Source organism: Sporolactobacillus pectinivorans (genome assembly GCF_002802965.1).
Classification (GTDB): domain Bacteria; phylum Bacillota; class Bacilli; order Bacillales; family Sporolactobacillaceae; genus Sporolactobacillus; species Sporolactobacillus pectinivorans.
This window is the reverse complement of sequence record NZ_NXGA01000001.1, coordinates 3,312,599-3,329,269: the sequence shown is the minus strand read 5'-3', so window position 1 is coordinate 3,329,269 and position 16,671 is coordinate 3,312,599. Positions and strand designations below refer to the sequence as shown.

General features: G+C 46.1%; 15 protein-coding genes. 11 read left to right on the top strand and 4 right to left on the bottom strand.

Annotated features, from left to right (window positions below; translation table 11 throughout):
* Positions 1-68: 68 nt before the first annotated feature.
* Positions 69-890 carry a metal ABC transporter permease gene (locus tag COP04_RS16265; protein WP_100488987.1) on the top strand — a complete coding sequence of 274 codons (822 nt, stop codon included), beginning with the start codon at positions 69-71 and terminating at the stop codon, positions 888-890.
* 70 nt (positions 891-960) lie between these two features.
* Here COP04_RS16265 and COP04_RS16260 read toward each other — a convergent pair whose 3' ends face one another.
* Positions 961-1,830 (bottom strand): CvfB family protein, encoded by an 870-nt coding sequence (locus COP04_RS16260; RefSeq protein WP_100488986.1) that lies wholly within the window; start codon positions 1,828-1,830, stop codon positions 961-963.
* A gap of 362 nt (positions 1,831-2,192) precedes the next feature.
* Between COP04_RS16260 and COP04_RS16255 the strand changes: the two genes are divergently transcribed.
* The 3 genes from COP04_RS16255 (at position 2,193) to COP04_RS16245 (ending at position 7,299) form a co-directional block, all read left to right on the top strand.
* Positions 2,193-5,093, top strand: coding sequence for a 2-oxoglutarate dehydrogenase E1 component (locus COP04_RS16255; protein WP_100488985.1), 2,901 nt, complete (start codon positions 2,193-2,195; stop codon positions 5,091-5,093).
* Positions 5,094-5,126: 33 nt separating this feature from the next.
* On the top strand, positions 5,127-6,347 hold the full coding sequence (gene odhB, locus COP04_RS16250) for a 2-oxoglutarate dehydrogenase complex dihydrolipoyllysine-residue succinyltransferase (RefSeq protein WP_100488984.1): 1,221 nt from the start codon (positions 5,127-5,129) through the stop codon (positions 6,345-6,347).
* A gap of 229 nt (positions 6,348-6,576) precedes the next feature.
* Positions 6,577-7,299: a Crp/Fnr family transcriptional regulator gene (locus tag COP04_RS16245; protein WP_100488983.1), complete on the top strand. Its 723-nt coding sequence runs from the start codon at positions 6,577-6,579 to the stop codon at positions 7,297-7,299.
* Between the two features lie 132 nt (positions 7,300-7,431).
* Here COP04_RS16245 and yvfG read toward each other — a convergent pair whose 3' ends face one another.
* Positions 7,432-7,677 (bottom strand): protein YvfG, encoded by a 246-nt coding sequence (gene yvfG, locus COP04_RS16240; protein ID WP_100488982.1) that lies wholly within the window; start codon positions 7,675-7,677, stop codon positions 7,432-7,434.
* 42 nt (positions 7,678-7,719) lie between these two features.
* Positions 7,720-8,388 carry a B3/B4 domain-containing protein gene (locus COP04_RS16235; RefSeq protein WP_100488981.1) on the bottom strand — a complete coding sequence of 223 codons (669 nt, stop codon included), beginning with the start codon at positions 8,386-8,388 and terminating at the stop codon, positions 7,720-7,722.
* Positions 8,389-8,475: 87 nt separating this feature from the next.
* Here COP04_RS16235 and COP04_RS16230 point away from each other — a divergent pair, with 87 nt between their 5' ends.
* From COP04_RS16230 to lepB (COP04_RS16205), 6 genes are all read left to right on the top strand, one after another.
* Positions 8,476-9,015: a methylated-DNA--[protein]-cysteine S-methyltransferase gene (locus COP04_RS16230; RefSeq protein ID WP_100488980.1), complete on the top strand. Its 540-nt coding sequence runs from the start codon at positions 8,476-8,478 to the stop codon at positions 9,013-9,015.
* Between the two features lie 94 nt (positions 9,016-9,109).
* Entirely contained in the window at positions 9,110-10,012 is a 903-nt protein-coding gene (locus tag COP04_RS16225) for an amidase domain-containing protein (protein ID WP_100488979.1), read from the top strand.
* A 154-nt stretch (positions 10,013-10,166) separates the two neighbouring features.
* On the top strand, positions 10,167-10,640 hold the full coding sequence (gene trmL, locus COP04_RS16220) for a tRNA (uridine(34)/cytosine(34)/5-carboxymethylaminomethyluridine(34)-2'-O)-methyltransferase TrmL (RefSeq protein ID WP_100488978.1): 474 nt from the start codon (positions 10,167-10,169) through the stop codon (positions 10,638-10,640).
* Positions 10,641-10,820: 180 nt separating this feature from the next.
* Positions 10,821-12,716, top strand: a complete 1,896-nt coding sequence (locus tag COP04_RS16215; RefSeq protein WP_100488977.1) for a PrkA family serine protein kinase — start codon at positions 10,821-10,823, stop codon at positions 12,714-12,716.
* 93 nt (positions 12,717-12,809) lie between these two features.
* Positions 12,810-13,370: a signal peptidase I gene (lepB, locus tag COP04_RS16210; RefSeq protein ID WP_100489732.1), complete on the top strand. Its 561-nt coding sequence runs from the start codon at positions 12,810-12,812 to the stop codon at positions 13,368-13,370.
* A gap of 177 nt (positions 13,371-13,547) precedes the next feature.
* A complete protein-coding gene (gene lepB, locus COP04_RS16205) occupies positions 13,548-14,117 on the top strand; it encodes a signal peptidase I (RefSeq protein WP_100488976.1) in 570 nt (189 codons plus the stop codon).
* A gap of 406 nt (positions 14,118-14,523) precedes the next feature.
* On the opposite strand, the gene yhbH is transcribed toward lepB (COP04_RS16205), so the two are convergent.
* A complete protein-coding gene (gene yhbH / locus COP04_RS16200) occupies positions 14,524-15,699 on the bottom strand; it encodes a sporulation protein YhbH (protein ID WP_193437427.1) in 1,176 nt (391 codons plus the stop codon).
* 258 nt (positions 15,700-15,957) lie between these two features.
* Here yhbH and COP04_RS16195 point away from each other — a divergent pair, with 258 nt between their 5' ends.
* Positions 15,958-16,626 carry an HAD family hydrolase gene (locus tag COP04_RS16195; RefSeq protein WP_100488974.1) on the top strand — a complete coding sequence of 223 codons (669 nt, stop codon included), beginning with the start codon at positions 15,958-15,960 and terminating at the stop codon, positions 16,624-16,626.
* The last annotated feature ends 45 nt before the right edge of the window (positions 16,627-16,671 follow it).

Genomic DNA, 16,671 nt, shown 5'->3' with positions numbered 1-16,671 from the left:
CTGCCCTGCTTAGAATAATTGTTGGAAAACTGATTCTTTAATGTGGTGCGGTTAACGGAGGGAAGAAGATGTTTCAGTACGATTTCATGCAGCACGCGTTTATTGCGGGAACATTGATTGCAATCATGTGCGGCGTGATCGGGGTTTTCATTATAGCACGATCGCTTTCTTTCATTGCACATACTCTTTCGCATATCGGTTTTGCCGGTGCGGCATTTGCCGCTTTTACTGGGATGGATCCATTGATCGGGTTGCTCGTTTTTACCTTGCTGGGCGCGGTTGGTGTCGGACAGATGGGCGTCAGAATGTTCCGACGCGATGCGTCGATCAGTGTGATCCTCAGTCTGGCATTGGCTCTGGGCATATTATTTCTCTCGCTCGGAAATATACAGGGTAACTATTCAAGAACTCTGCTTTTCGGCAGTGTCGTCGGTATTGATCTTCAGGATGTCTGGCAGATTGTCGTCATCACTATTCTTGTACTTCTGGCGCTGGCCGCCAGCTATCGCTGGCTCAAGTTTGACTCTTTTGATCAAGTTGGCGCTCAGGCGGCAGGTTTGCCGATCCGCTGGATTTCCATTGGTTTTCTATTGTTAATGGCAGTCGCCGTCAGTGTGACTGTCCAGATCGTTGGTGCTCTGCTTGTTTTTGCTCTGATGACAGTGCCTGCAGCAGCTGCCAGGTTTTATACCCAGTCTATATTTGGAATGATCCTGCTTTCCTCGTTTATTGCGGTGCTTGGTGTCTGGTTTGGCCTGGTTGCCGGCTATTATACAAATGCCCCGGTCAGCTTTTTTATTGTGGCCTTTGATGCATTTGTATACTTTCTAGGTATGGCTTTTCAGGCGATCATAGGAAGGCGCCGCGGTGTTGAAACTGAAACAGAGTAAATCCCATTTCCTCTGAATTTTATTACCAAAAAAAGGGTCCCTAACGGGGCCCCTTTGGTTTTTCAGGATGTTATTTGCTTTTGATTTCATTAAGATAGCTCCAGCCGTCTTCCTGATAAAGCTTTTTTTCCTTCATCAACTTCCCCAGCGCTTTTTTAAAGTCGCCTTTGCTGATTGCAAATTGCTTTTTAATGTCCTCAGGCAGGCTTTTATCTGAAAATGGCATAGCTCCGCCGCGACCTGCCATATACTGAAGAATTGCTTCGGCGTGCCGGTCGATCAGTTCATAGCTTCTCGGATGCATTGAAAGATCAATGGATCCATTTTCTTTAACCTCAGTCACGCGGCCGTGAATCTCCTGACCGAGACGAAGCCTTCCCGTTGTTTCATTCTTATGGATAAAGCCCAGAAATCCGTCATCTGTGATGAAGTGCGCACCTTCAAGCAAAAGACGGTAAACCGTGGCATTCACTTCTTTATTTAATAATTCTTCGTTTGCAGGCCGAGAGATCACTTTCATTATTGACTCGTCAGCCAGTTTGGCAAAGAGACGATCCTTTTTATCGAGTTTCAGACTGCAATAAATTTTGTCGCCAGTCTCGGGCCAGTCCGGCCATTCATCGGGAAGGTCATCTTTTGAAAGCAATATGTCCTTATTAATACCGATATCGGCAAACACGCCGTATTTTTTATGCATTGAAACAGCGCTCGCCCAGTTATACACACCCAGGCGGATATCCGGGACATTCATCGTGGCAGCAAGCCTGCCCTGGTGGTCCTGATACAGAAATACTTTCAGAGGGGCCAGCTCATCAACGGGTTCAATGGCATCATTTTCGTGAAGCAGTATATCCTGTTCGCCATCAGTGAGAAAATAACCGAATGGCGCTTTATGCGAAAAATTAAGGGTGACTACCGTTCCCGCTTTCAGTTCGTCCAAATTTCATGCCTTCTTTCTCTGATCCGGTGCCCTGAATCGGGACTGATACATTTAACACGGGATCAGCGTCTGCTATTTATTATAGCATGCACAGAACAAATCAAAAAACGCGGCTAGCCTATTCATCGGCTTTTTAAAATACATATGATGAAATATGTCAATGGATGGGAACCGGAAAATGAATGGATACGATTACAAAAAATCATTATTTCATAATATCGTAACAATTTAAACTTCAAATATGCTGTGTTAAAATGAATCTACAAGAAAAGTAAGAGTAAATACAGAATAAAGATATATTCAAAAGTAGTGCATATCCATCTTTTTCAGAATTAAATCATTTATTGATGGGGAGCGATGAAATGTCAGCCTTTGAACTGTATACGTTAGCGAAAACCAATCCCTGGCAAGGTTTCTCCGGACTGAATCTCGGTTATGTTGATGAACAGTATGACAAATATCTTGATGATCCGCAAACGGTGGATCCAACGTTGAAAGAGCTTTTTGACAAATGGGGAAGGCCAAAGAATATTGACAGTAATCCGGCCGGTTCTCAGCCTGAGCCGATGTACAGTTTTGCGGAAAGCAGTTTCGAACTGGCACAGGTAGTCGGTGCCGTCCGTCTGGCGGAAAGGATCCGAGCATATGGGCATCTGCTCGCTCATGTCAATCCGCTGCATGATCATCATGTCATTGAAACACATCTGATGGATCTTGCTTCGTTCAATCTTTCACCCAGAAAACTGAAAGCGATTCCATCACGAGTGATCTGGCCGGAGGCTCCGGATCATGTAAAGAATGCACTGGATGTCGTCAACTACCTGCGCGATCTCTATTCGCGTTCGCTCGCATACGAATTCAGTCATGTGCAGGACCTTAAAGAGAAAAAATGGTTAAACAGAGCAGTCGAAAGCAAACTTTTTCAATACACAGCTTCCGACCATGAAAAAAAGGATCTTCTGAAGCAGTTGGTGAAAGTAGAAACTTTTGAACATTTTCTTCACAAGACCTTCATCGGTCAGAAGCGATTCTCGATTGAAGGTTTGGATGTTCTGGTGCCGATGCTGGATAAGCTGATTCAATACTGCGTAAGCGACGGTGCTAGGCAGGTCATGATCAGCATGGCCCATCGCGGAAGGCTGAGCGTGCTTGCCCACATTCTTGGCAAACCTTATGAAAAAATCCTGGCTGAATTTGTTCATGCGCCGATCAAAAGCATGGTGCCATCGGAAGGATCCAAGGGAATCAATTACGGGTGGACTGGTGACGTCAAGTATCACTTAGGTGCAGCTCGATCCATCGAGGACAGCCATAAGAAATATCTGCTTCAGTATACGAACGAAAAAGGTGGCGAAGAGACTGCTTTTCAAGTCAGGCTGACGCTGGCGAACAATCCGAGTCATTTGGAGGCCGTTGATCCGGTCATCGAAGGCTATGCCCGCGCGGCTCAGGATGACCGACGGGTGCAGGGCTATCCTGAGCAGGACGCAGGAAAGGCAATACCGATTATGATTCACGGCGACGCGGCTTTTCCGGGTGAAGGTGTTGTGGCTGAAACGCTCAATCTGAGCAGGTTGAAGGGCTTCAATACGGGAGGAACCATTCATATTATCGCGAACAATCAGCTTGGATTTACGACAGATTATCAGGACGAGCGGTCAACTGCGTACGCCAGCGATCTTGCCAAGGGATTTGAAATGCCGATTGTCCATGTCAGCGCGGATGATCCCGAGGCTTGCCTGAGTGCAATCACTCTTGCTTATGCATATCGAAAAACATTTGGCAAAGATTTTTTGATTGATTTGTGCGGATACAGACGGTACGGCCATAATGAGTCGGACGATCCTTCGGCGACACAGCCTCTCCTCTACGATCTGATCAGGAAACATCCGACCGTAAGCAGTATTTATCAAAAAAAATTGGAGAATGAGTCGCTGATCGGGGAAGATGAACTGATCCGATACAAAACACACCTGCTTGATAAATTTCAGGAGATTTATAACGCGTCACGCGACAGGGAAAAAGATCTTAAAGAAGTCCCTTTTCCAAAAAAACTAGCAGAACCGCTCAGTTACATTCAGACAAAAGTGGCGGTTGATCGGCTTCGGAAATTGAATGACGAGCTTCTTGACTGGCCTGAAGATCTGCGTGTCTATCCGAAACTGGCAAAAATTCTGAGGCGCAGGGAAACCGCATTGAATGCCGGCCACAAAATTGACTGGGGGACTGGTGAGTCACTGGCCTTTGCATCAATTCTTCGCGACGGGACACCGATCCGTTTTACAGGGCAGGACGTGGAACGCGGGACATTTGCCCATCGTCACGCAGTACTGCATGACGTGATGTCGGGTAAGTGCTACACACCATTTCACCATCTGAAAAATGTGAATGTTGCTTTCGATATCCATAACAGTCCTCTTTCGGAGACAGCAGTGATTGGTTTTGAATACGGATATAATGTTTTTGCTCCTGAGACGCTCGTTCTTTGGGAGGCACAGTTCGGTGACTTTGCCAATGTCGGTCAGGTAATGTTTGACCAGTTTGTAACGGCGGGCCGTGCCAAATGGGGCCAGAAATCAGGCCTGGTGATTCTGCTGCCGCACGGCTATGAAGGTATGGGGCCGGAACATTCGAGCGGCCGTCTGGAACGCTTCCTGCAGCTGTCCGCTGAAAACAACTGGGTTGTGGCCAATCTGACAACACCCGCACAGTATTTTCATATTTTGCGCAGGCAGGCAGCCATTCTGAACACGGATCTGGTCCGGCCGCTTGTGATTATGACTCCGAAGAGCCTGCTTCGGCATCCGAAGGCGACATCATCACCTGCCGATCTGTCGGAAGGTTGTTTTAAAAGTGTTTTCGAAGAGCCGCTGACTTCCGGAGAATCAGAAAAAGTGGAACGTATCGCGCTCTGTAGCGGCAAGGTAGCCATTGATCTTGCTGTGGAAATTGAATCATCGCAGGAGCATCTGGAGTGGCTGAAGGTTCTGCGTGTCGAAGAACTGTATCCCTTTCCGGAACAGGATCTCAGAAAGTTTTTCAACCGGTACCCGCAGCTGAAGGAAATTGTCTGGCTGCAGGAGGAGCCCAGAAACATGGGCGCGTGGCATTACATGGAGCCCCATATCCGCAGCATCGCTCCGGAGGGTGTTGCATTGAGCTATGTTGGCCGCCCGGAGCGGTCAAGCACAGCTACCGGAGAGCCAAAATTTCACAAGCAGGAACAAAAGCGGATTATCTATGAAACGCTGCATAAATATTGAAAAAAGTTTTCAGCGATTCGGGAGGGGATCAGGATGATCGAAGTCAAGGTACCGGAACTTGCGGAATCTATTACAGAAGGAACAATTGTCAGGTGGCTGGTTGATGTCGGGAATCAGGTCAATCAGGGCGACGATATTGCTGAAATCGAAACAGATAAGGTCAATATCCAGATCAGTGCTGAACATACGGGGATTTTGAAAAAAATTGAGAAAAAAGTAGACGATATTGTTGAAGTCGGTGAAGTCATCGCACTTCTTGATGAGAGTGCTGAAAAAGCGGATACTGTTGAAAGTGTGACGCCACCCGTGACGGTGAAGCCTACGCTCCCAGTGGCTGTTCGCGAGAGCATGGTATCCGCCAGTCAGATTGCGTCACCGGCGGCAAGAAAGCTTGCCAGGGAAAAGGGGATTGATCTTGCTTCAGTACAGTCAAGCGATCCACTGGGGCGCATCCGGGTTGATGACATTGCCCATCAGATGGAAATTCCCTTGCCACGTAAAGCGTCACCGACTGTTGAAGAATCCGTTCAGAGTGAGCCTGGAAAGCCTGTGGAGCGGATTAAAATGACGCACCGTCGTCAGACTATTGCCGGCAGGCTGGTTGCCGCGCAGCATGAAGCCGCCATGCTCACAACTTTTAATGAAGTGGATTTGACTGCGATTATGGCTGTCCGCAAGCGGCGAAAAGAATCTTTCGTTCAGGAACATGATGTCAAGCTGGGTTTTATGTCCTTTTTCACTAAAGCAGTTGTTGGTGCACTGAAGCATTTTCCGCTGCTCAATGCGGAAATCAGCGGTACAGATATACTGGTAAAAAAATTCTATGATATTGGCATTGCGGTGGCTACAGATCAGGGCCTTGTCGTGCCAGTTGTCCGCGACGCGGATCGTTTGACTTTTGCGGAGATCGAAAAGTCGATCAAGGACATGGCAGTCAAAGCGCGGACCAATAAGCTGACACTCAGTGATCTGCAGGGCGGGACATTCACAATCACAAACGGCGGGACATTCGGTTCGCTGCTATCAACGCCGATTATCAATGCACCGCAGGTTGGCATTCTCGGCATGCATGGTATCAAGAAACGTCCGATCGCAGTGGAAACACTCGAAGGTGACAAAATTGAAATTCGCCCGATGATGTACATTGCGCTGTCTTATGACCATAGGATTGTCGACGGCAGCGAGGCAGTCCGATTCCTAGTCACCGTAAAAAAACTGCTGGAAGATCCGGAGACACTTCTGCTTGAAAGTTGAAAAACAAGTTGATTTTTGGAAAACTGCACTGAAGCTTAAAGTGAAAAAATGCTTTGAAAAATGGTGAAAACACTAAATTATTGTCGTTTTTTATTATATGTATGATTTTCGTCACACAAATCGCACAAAAATAAGAATTTATCTAGTATAATTGACTTAGAAAAATTTTTGCGCGAAAAGGCATTGTGCTGCCGGGCACAGGCCTTTAACCAATGAAGGTGTGATCGATATGGGAAATGCGGCAGGCCTGGAACAGGCGCAGATGAACAATACGGCGATGTTCACTGAGCAGAACCTGGATATCATAAAATCGGTCATGAATGTGACTGATTTTAAGAAAGACTCAAGCATTTACTGGGAAGGCGACCCGTCCGACAAACTTTATTATCTGATTAAGGGCCGTGTGAAACTTTATAAATCGGCCTATGACGGGAAAGACCTGGTGCTCCATTACTTCACGCCTAGCGATTTGTTTGGTGAATTGGCCTGTTTTGGCTTTGAGGAGTACTCGTTTACTGCACATGCCGTGACGGACTGCACGATCGGCGTCATTGCCGAAAGGGATCTGGAAGCCTTGTTGCTGCCTAATTCAAGTCTGTCTTTCGAATTCATGAAATGGATTGGATTAATGAGCAAGTACACGCAGATCAAACTGCGTGACCTGCTTTTTTATGGGAAAAACGGAGCACTTGCTTCAACGCTTCTGCGCATGGCACACGGATACGGAAAAAAAGAAGAAGACGGGATTCACTATACGATCAACCTCACAAACTCCGATCTCGCGCAGCTGATCGGTTCCACACGTGAAACGGTGAACCGGATGCTGCAGTCTTGGAAAAACGATGGAGCCATCAATTACTATCACGGATCCATTGTGATTAAAAATGTGGATTATATCAAAGCAATCTGTCACTGTGAAGATAAATGTCCTATGAACATCTGCCGTTTATGATGGATTGGCGAGTTTGCCGAGAATGACCGATTTTTGCTGACATGAATATTCTTATGCCCCGCCAGCAATGCAAAGGCCGCTGATAAGCATCTATGCCTGTCAACGGCCTTTTTCATTTTTCGGTCAATCAGCTTACTGCTGCTGTTGCTGCTCCTGGACCATGATTTCCTCTTTGACGGCTTTATATGCGGCATCCAAATTGCGGATGCGGCGGATTAATTCAAAATTTTTATTGATCCGGTCCTGAATAATTGCTGAAACGACAGTATGATAATAGCTGTTCATCGTTTGGTTTGGTGAAAAGCGATCGCTCCGTTTATTAATTTGAAGGCGAAGCGCGTCTTTGAAATAATCAACACTGAAAAGATTTGAATCCATATGTTTCACTCCTTGCCTGAATAGGTATTGCTGAAATATATGCTATCGGATGATTGTCCATTCATTTTCTCCGCCGTGAACCTGAGTAAACATTTCAGCTATTTTTCCGGTCAGCCGCTGCGCCTCCTCATCAGGCATCGAGGGTCTGAGATAGACGATCTGCAGTGCATGTTCCGCATGCTCCGTAACACAGGTGCGCCTGGAATCGACAATCGGGCTTCCGAATGCGCCCTCACTGTCGGCAGAAATAATTTTATTTTCCATATTCATCATTCTGCCGTTCAGTCCATCATATGTGTCTGCCGAAGTGCCAACGGTAAGCCGGACAGGAGCATTGATCTGAGCCAGATCATAAATGCCCATCGGGATGCTGTATTGGACACTGAAAAAATTGTTCAGGTCAACGGCGGAATGAATCATGTGCGGCCTGCCGTCTTTTTTTATTTTTCTAAGTAATGCTTCCTGAGACGGACGGTATCGCGACGGATCCGTTCCTGCCTGCTTAAACATGGATCGCCACTCTTTGATGCCGGGAATGTCGCTGAACGGCTGGTTTTCCAGAGACAGTTTTATATTTTCATAAAAAAGCGGAAGCCGCTCTGAAATGATTGGCGGCAGTTCGGAAATTACGATATGATGATAACAGATGACACTTACCTTGAAATCCGGAACAAGTTTTTTAAGCTTCTCGGAAACAGAAAAGTCAAGCATGGCGCGCCCCCGATATTCATTCTACATCTAGTTTAGCACAATTTCTGTAACCGCCTGTTTAAAAAAAACTGAAAAGAGGATTTAATGATGGATCAAAAGCAGTATTTGTCTGTATTCAGTATGGACACGCCGGTTGGCCCGCTGACGCTGGCATCTTATGATCGGCGTTTGTGCCACATTGATTTTGGAACTCTGGATGAAACAAGGACTAAACTGGCTGAATGGGCGAAATCTGCTGGACTTCCGGCTGATTTAAGAGAGAATGAGACTGATTTAGCAGATGCGGCTGCCCAGATTCGCAGCTATTTTTCAGGCGAACGTAAGGGATTTGATCTGAATCTGCTGATGAAAGGAACCGCTTTTCAGAAAAAAGTCTGGATGGCACTTGCACACATTCCTTATGGAGAAACGAGGACCTATAAGGACATTGCGGCGGATATCGGCAATCCTCAAGCGGTCCGCGCAGTTGGCGGGGCCAATAATAAAAATCCGCTTCCGATTGTTATTCCGTGCCATCGCGTCATCGGGACCAATGGATCACTGGTTGGGTATGGCGGGGGACTAGGCAAAAAAAGCCAGATGCTGCTGCTCGAAAAACAAGAGGAAAAAGAAACTGTAACAGAATAAGATTCGTCCGTGCTACTTGGACGGCTTGATTTGCATGAACCTCAAAAGCCCCGCATAGAGTATGGCGAAAAGCTTCGAAAGCGGGGGAATGGGGATGGAGTGGCAGGAAGTCTTCCAGGGGCATGTCTGTAACCTGACAGAGTGGTGGGTGAATCAGACCGACTGCCTTGATCAGATCCTTACGGCTGATGAACAGGCGCGAATGCTGCGAAAAAATAAGACGCTGCAAGAAAGAAACGCTGAAGTTGAAAAAACTGCAATGCGGGTAAACCTTATAAAAGCGGAGAATAAAAGAGAAGATCGCGTGATCCATTATCGGCTCCATAGCCAGTGGTTGATCCGGCAAGAAGGACAATTCTATCTTGAAGAAAAATTGGAGACCAGGCAGGCCGTCCTGCGGGGTAATAATGTTGTGTCCGACCGATTGAATGCTGCCTTACAGCCGGTCAGAGCCGCTGAACCTTTTATAATATCCAATGATCCATCGGACGGAATTCGCAGTAAACAGCGCAATTACGACCGGTTAAACGCAGTCCGCTACGCTGAACTCTGGTGGAATCGCAGAAATCCCGTCTTCCCTAAAGTAGAAAACGACTGTACCAATTTTATTTCACAATGTCTTTTTGCCGGTCATATTCCAATGTGGGGACAGCCGGTCCGCGGCAGAGGCTGGTGGTATGAGCGGACCAACTGGAGCTTCAGCTGGGCGGTCGCCAATAATCTGCGCTGGTATTTAAGCAGACACGGCAACGTGATCGGAGCCGTTGAGGTCGACAGCGCCGAGAAACTCGTGCCTGGCGATGTGATCTGCTACGATTTTGAGGGAGACGGGCACTGGAATCACAATACAATGGTCACTGCCTTGGATCCATCCGGCTGGCCGCTGGTTAATGCGCATACTTACGATGCACGGAGCCGGAGCTGGTCTTACACCGATTCACCCGCTTGGACGGATAAAATTCAATATAAATTTTTTCATATTGAGGATGAAGCCTGAACAAACTTTAGATATGCTATAATAAAAGAGATTTTTTCGAAAACAAAGAATGGACGGCCGCTGATGTGGCCGCTTTTTAGTGAGTTTTACAGGATATTTTTTACAAAGTCTGACCGGTCCGTCAGACTGGAGAAATTCAGAGGTGTGCAGAAATATGAGTATTAATGTTGTCCTCTATCAGCCGCAGATTCCGCCAAATACCGGAAATATCGCCCGAACCTGTGCCGGCACGCACAGCTCACTGCATTTGATCCGGCCGCTTGGTTTTTCGACTGACGATAGGCATCTGAAGCGGGCCGGACTGGATTACTGGCCGTCGGTCGACCTTCACTATTACGAATCGCTGGCCGATTTTTTTGAAAAGCATCCGAACGGTGACTATTATCTTGTGGAAACGGATGGCAGCCGGCCTTACAGTGAATATGACTATAGCGATCCGGGAAAAGATTATTTTTTCTTTTTTGGACGTGAGACCACCGGGCTTCCAAAAGATTTTATTGCCGCATATCGCGACCGTTGCGTGCGTTTGCCTATGACCGATAAAATCCGTTCGCTCAATTTATCAAACTCAGCGGCAATTATCATTTATGAAGCGCTGCGCCAGCAGCACTTTCCGGATCTCGCCTGAGTTTTAAGGAGTACTTAAATCCGGCGGAGACGTAGAACGACTATTTTTTCTCGGGCATTTTAGTCTATCTTGATCGGCTTTTTGCTCTCGAGTGGAACAAGGCTTCAGACATTTCATGAAAGATTGTCAGATCCCCGCATACACTTTAGTACTTGGGTTAATCTTTTCTGGGGGGATTTTATGAATTTTCTTGATAAGCTGAAACAATTCCGCAATTATGAGGAACAGTTGAAATGGGAAGGCACTTTTGCAGACTACCTGGAATTGGTGAAAAAGAACCCAGTGATCGCACAGTCTGCACATTCAAGAGTGTACCAGATGATTATTTCTGCAGGCGTCTCCGAAAAAGACGGACATAAGTGCTATCACTTTTTTGACGGACAGATTTACGGACTGGAAGAAGCGATTGAACGGCTGGTAGAGGAATATTTTCATCCGGCAGCAAAACGACTGGATGTCAAAAAACGTATATTACTATTAATGGGTCCGGTCAGCGGTGGAAAATCAACGATCGTGACGCTGCTGAAACGCGGGCTTGAACGGTATTCATGGACAGATGAAGGCGCTATTTATGCGATCAAGGATTGCCCGATGCATGAAGATCCGCTGCACCTGATTCCAGCTCATCTGCGGGAGGATTTCTATCAGGAGACAGGCATCCGGATTGAGGGAAATCTTTCGCCGCTCAATGCGATGAAACTGGAGAAAGAATATGACGGAAAAATAGAAAATGTGCCTGTTGAGCGTATTTTTCTGTCGGAAGACAAGCGTGTCGGAATCGGAACATTCAGTCCGTCGGATCCAAAATCCCAGGACATTGCTGATCTGACAGGCAGTATTGATTTTTCAACGATCGCTGAATTTGGGTCGGAATCAGATCCGCGTGCTTATCGGTTTGACGGTGAATTGAATAAAGCCAATCGAGGCCTGATGGAATTTCAGGAAATGCTGAAGTGCGATGAGAAGTTTCTCTGGCATTTGCTCTCGCTGACTCAGGAAGGAAACTTTAAAGCCGGACGATTCGCATTGATTTCTGCCGATGAGCTGATCGTTGCTCACACGAACGAGACAGAATACCGTACATTTATTAGCAACAAAAAAAATGAAGCGCTGCATTCGCGTATGATCGTCATGCCTGTCCCTTATAATCTGAGAGTCAGTGACGAAGAAAAAATCTATCAGAAGCTGATTTCCGAAAGCGATGTGGCAAATGTCCATATAGCACCCCATGCGCTCCGGACAGCGGCGGTTTTTTCCATTCTGACACGTCTGAAAGAATCCAAGACCCGGGGCATTGATCTCGTAAAAAAAATGCGCCTTTATGATGGTGAAATCGTCGAAGGATATAATGCCGCAGATATCAAAGAACTTCAGAATGAATTTTCTGATGAAGGTATGAGCGGCATTGACCCGCGCTATGTCATCAACCGAATTTCTTCAGCAATCATCAGGAAAGGTGTGCCTTCGATTAATGCGCTGGATATCCTGCGTTCCATCAAAGAAGGGCTGGATCAGCATCCTTCGATTGCCGAAGAGGAGCGGGACCGGTATACTGAATTTATCGCCGTTGCACGCCGGGAATATGACGAAATGGCCAAAAGAGAAGTTCAGAAAGCATTTGTTTATTCCTTCGAAGAGTCGGCAAAAACGCTGATGGATAATTATCTCGATAATGTCGAAGCTTATTGCAACAGCAATAAAATTTTTGATCCGATCACCGGTGATGAAGTGGATCCGGATGAGAAACTGATGCGGTCGATCGAAGAACAGATCGGCATTTCCGAAAATGCAAAAAAGGCTTTTAGAGAGGAAATCCTGATCCGGATCTCCGCATACGCGCGTAAGGGCAAGCGTTTTAACTATCAATCCCATGAACGGCTTAAAGAAGCTATTCAGAAGAAATTGTTTGCCGATCTGAAAGATGTCGTGAAAATTACAACTTCCAGTAAGACACCTGATGAGGCCCAGCTGAAACGTGTTAATGAGGTAATTGCGCGGCTTGTCGATGAATACGGCTATAATTCCACTTCAGCAAACGAATTATTAAGGTATGTAGGCAGTCTGCTAAACCGCTGACCTTCGGAGTCCCGGATGTACCCGGCAACGGATTCGGAAAATGAAAGCCAGACGGCGCGCTTTCTGCAAAGCAGGGGGCAGTCGATAAACGTGATGAAAGAAATCTGGAGCTGGGTCAAAGCTATAGTGATTGCTCTGATTGTTGTGGCTCTTGTCCGTCAATTTGTTTTCAGTAATTATATTGTCAAAGGCGAATCAATGATGCCGACGCTTCAGGACGGCAATCGCCTGATTGTCAGCAAGGTCGGCTACACGTTCGGTAAGCCTCACCGTTTTGACATCATTGTTTTTCATGCGACAAAGACCGATGATTATGTGAAAAGAATTATCGGCCTGCCGGGCGACACGATCGCCTATCGGAATGACCAGCTTTACGTCAACGGGAAACCGGTCAGTGAACCCTATCTGAAGCAATACAAAGAAGAATTGCCTAAGGGAACGGATTTAACGAATAATTTCAACCTTAAAAGCTTGACAGGTAAAGTTCGTGTGCCAAAGGGCAAATTATGGGTGATGGGTGATAATCGGCAGAACAGTGAAGACAGCCGCTATTTCGGATTTGTGGATGAAAAAGAAGTCGTCGGCCGAGTGGCCTTCCGTTATTGGCCGATGGACGAATGGGGAACGGTCCATCTGGCCGCCCTTATCCAATAGATTACCTGCGAAGCGCTTCGGACAGACCGACCAGGCGCTTTTCCCTTTGAGAAAACATGAAAGATTGAAAAGTTGGGGAAAATTTCTTGTTAATTTGGAAACATTCGTTTACATTATTAAGAAGGTATATTGTGACATGACTGGGAATTGAACAGACTGGGAGTCCGTGTAAAAAATATGAACCGAAAAAAAAAGAAAAGTGAATTCTTGTCCTGGTTTTGGGCGGTTGGTTTCGCAGTTCTGGCCGTCATCATTGTGAGGTCATTTATTCTGGGCAACTACATCGTTGACGGCCCGTCGATGATGCCGACATTGCATAATGGCGATCGACTGATTGTCAATAAAATAAATTACCGTTTTTCACAACCGCAACGGTTCGATGTTGTCATTTTCCATGCTACACCTACAGCTGACTATGTTAAAAGGGTCATCGGACTTCCCGGAGACACCATTATGTACAAAAATGATCAGCTTTATGTCAACGGGAAACCGGTCAATGAACCGTTTCTGGCTCCCCTGAAAAAAGAAATGCATAAGGGTGAACTACTGACATGGAATTTCACACTTAAAGGTTTGACGGGTGTGACAAAAGTACCTAAAGGAAAATTATGGGTGATGGGGGATAACAGGCAGGATAGCGTAGACAGCCGGTTTCCTCAAATCGGATTTGTCAGCGAGAATAAGGTCGTCGGGAAAGTCGATCTGCGTTACTGGCCGCTGAACTCGTTTGGCATGATTCATAGATGAAAATGAAAAAGCGCTCCGTCCGGGAACGCTTTTTTGTTGTTTAGGAAACTATAAAATATCAACTTGTGGACAACTGGATAACTGTCCGTTGAACGATCTGTAGAATGCTCAAGGGGGTCATCCGAATCGGCTGATATACTACACTCTGTCGAGTTTTACTTGATTCGGTTCGTTTTCTTTATATCCTAAATCATTTAAAGATAAACGTTCAGTTGAGCTAAATAGAGTCGGAGTTCAGTCCAATGTCGAAGGTTCAAACAAATCAGGCAAGCTCAGCACAAGTTGATGCTATAAGGGAAAAAACTCTTTCGCATCCAATGACTGTGCGCCTCAGTTTAAAGAGACTGGAATTGAGAGCTCTATCCGATTAAAATCAAAGCTTTTTGTTCCTCTATGCAAATGATCATTAGACTGCGGCATCCTCCGACTCTTTCTGAAAAAAGTATTTCATTGCATGGTAGACGTCGCTTTTTTGTTTCAAAATATAAGAATGAAAAGCATCATTCTGAATGTTACGGTAAGCGCCCATCAGCGTGCTGGAGCGATGATATGGATTGATTTCTCCGTATCCGAAAAAGTCGGTAAGTTCCATGATTTCATTAACGAGGCGGATACATTTCGGATTATCCGAAGATAAATTATCACCGTCTGAAAAGTGAAAAGGATAAATATTGTATTTCGATGGCGGATAGGACTGGTCGATCAGTTCGAGAGCTTTCACATAGGCTGAGGAGCAAATAGTTCCTCCACTTTCCCCTTTGGAGAAAAAGTCTTCCTCGCTGACGACTGTCGCCTCCGTATGGTGAGCAATGAACTGGATCGTCACTTTCTCATATTTTGTTCTGAGAAAGCGCGTCATCCAGAAGAAGAAACTACGTGCAATATACTTTTCCCAAACACCCATTGATCCGCTTGTGTCCATCATCGCCAGGACAACGGCACGGCTTTCGGGTTTGACAATTGTTTCCCATGTTTTGAAACGCAAATCTTCTTCATGGATCGGATAAATCTGGGCGCTGCCGGAGCTGGCGTTTCTTTTGATCGCCGAAAGAATGGTGCGCCGCTTGTCGATATTTCCCATCAGCCCTTTTCGCCTGATGTCCCGATAATCAATGCTTTCTACGATAATATCAGGCTCCTGTTTTCTTTTAAGATGGGGGAGTTCCAACTCTTTAAAAAACAGATTCTCGATCTCCATGATCGAGACATTGGCTTCATAATAATCGATCCCCGGACGGTCCCCGGCTCCTTTTCCTTTCCCCGGGCTCTGCCCCTGCCCCTGCCCTGCCTGCTTACCGGGTGCTTTGGCAATCACGTCGCCGACTTTGCTGTCTCCTTTGCCCTGGCCGACGTGCCTGGCTTTGTCAAAGTTATAGCGAAGTTTATATTCGTCCAGAGACCGGATCGGAATGCGCGTCATTTTTTGCCCGTCAGACAGAATAATACTTTCACTACTGACCAGATCAGGCAGATTGTTTTTGATTGCCTCTCTGACTTTTTCCGCATGCCTGCGTTGATCCTGGTCGCCCTTCTGGTGAAGATCCCACTGCTCCTCTGAAATCAAAAAATTTTTCACAGCCATTCCCTCCCTGTATTAAGTTTTCTGCGGACATTCCTTGTCATTGCTGATGAGTAATGAGGGTTGATTAATTCAGTTTATGTAGAAATGACGGAAACTTGACTTAGAATTTGCATCGCTGTTAAAAATGGACAGTTCAGCTGTTCGTGACATTTTGACCACCAGCCAATTCTACTGGGGAAAAATTTGTGATATTAAAACGATAAAATGGCTAAGCCGTGGTAAAATGAAGTTTGAGACCACGCAGAAGGGTTGTAAAAAATGATAAAAGCGATCGTTTTTGACTTTGATGGCGTCATTCTTGACAGCGAGAGAATTATGTATCTCGTCATGCAGAAAATGTTTCATGAATATCACGTTAATCTTCCGCTCAGCTTGTGGAGCCAGGCCATAGGCACACAGCACGGCTTTGATTCAATAAAATACCTTGAAGAACGCGGCCATGTAAAAATAGATAAAGCTTCTTTTCTAGGAGAACGCGATCATCTTTTTAATACATTGGTAGACAGAGAAGAGGTATTGCCGGGTGTCAAATCGGTGCTCAGCCAGGCTAACATCCTTGGCCTTAAAATCGGGCTTGCAACGAGCTCTAAGGGAGACTGGCCGCGCAGACATTTGAAACGTCTCGGCCTCTCCGACTATTTTCAGAGCATCAAGTCCATGGATGACGTTCAGAAAGTAAAGCCTGATCCTGAACTTTACATTCAATCCCTCCAAAGCCTTCAAGTGCAGCCCAAAGAAGCTATCGCCATTGAGGATTCCTTTAACGGCTCTTTGGCGGCGAAAAAGGCGGGAATGTACTGTATTGTTGTTCCGAATGCGGTAACGAAGCAGATGCCATTCGGACATGTCGACGGCTGTTTCAAATCGCTTCAGGATGTATCGCTCGAAAAGCTGATTCAATATTTTACTCCGGTTGGCAATAATTAATCTGCACTTGTAATAATGAAATGAATGACAGCGCTCTTTTACGTT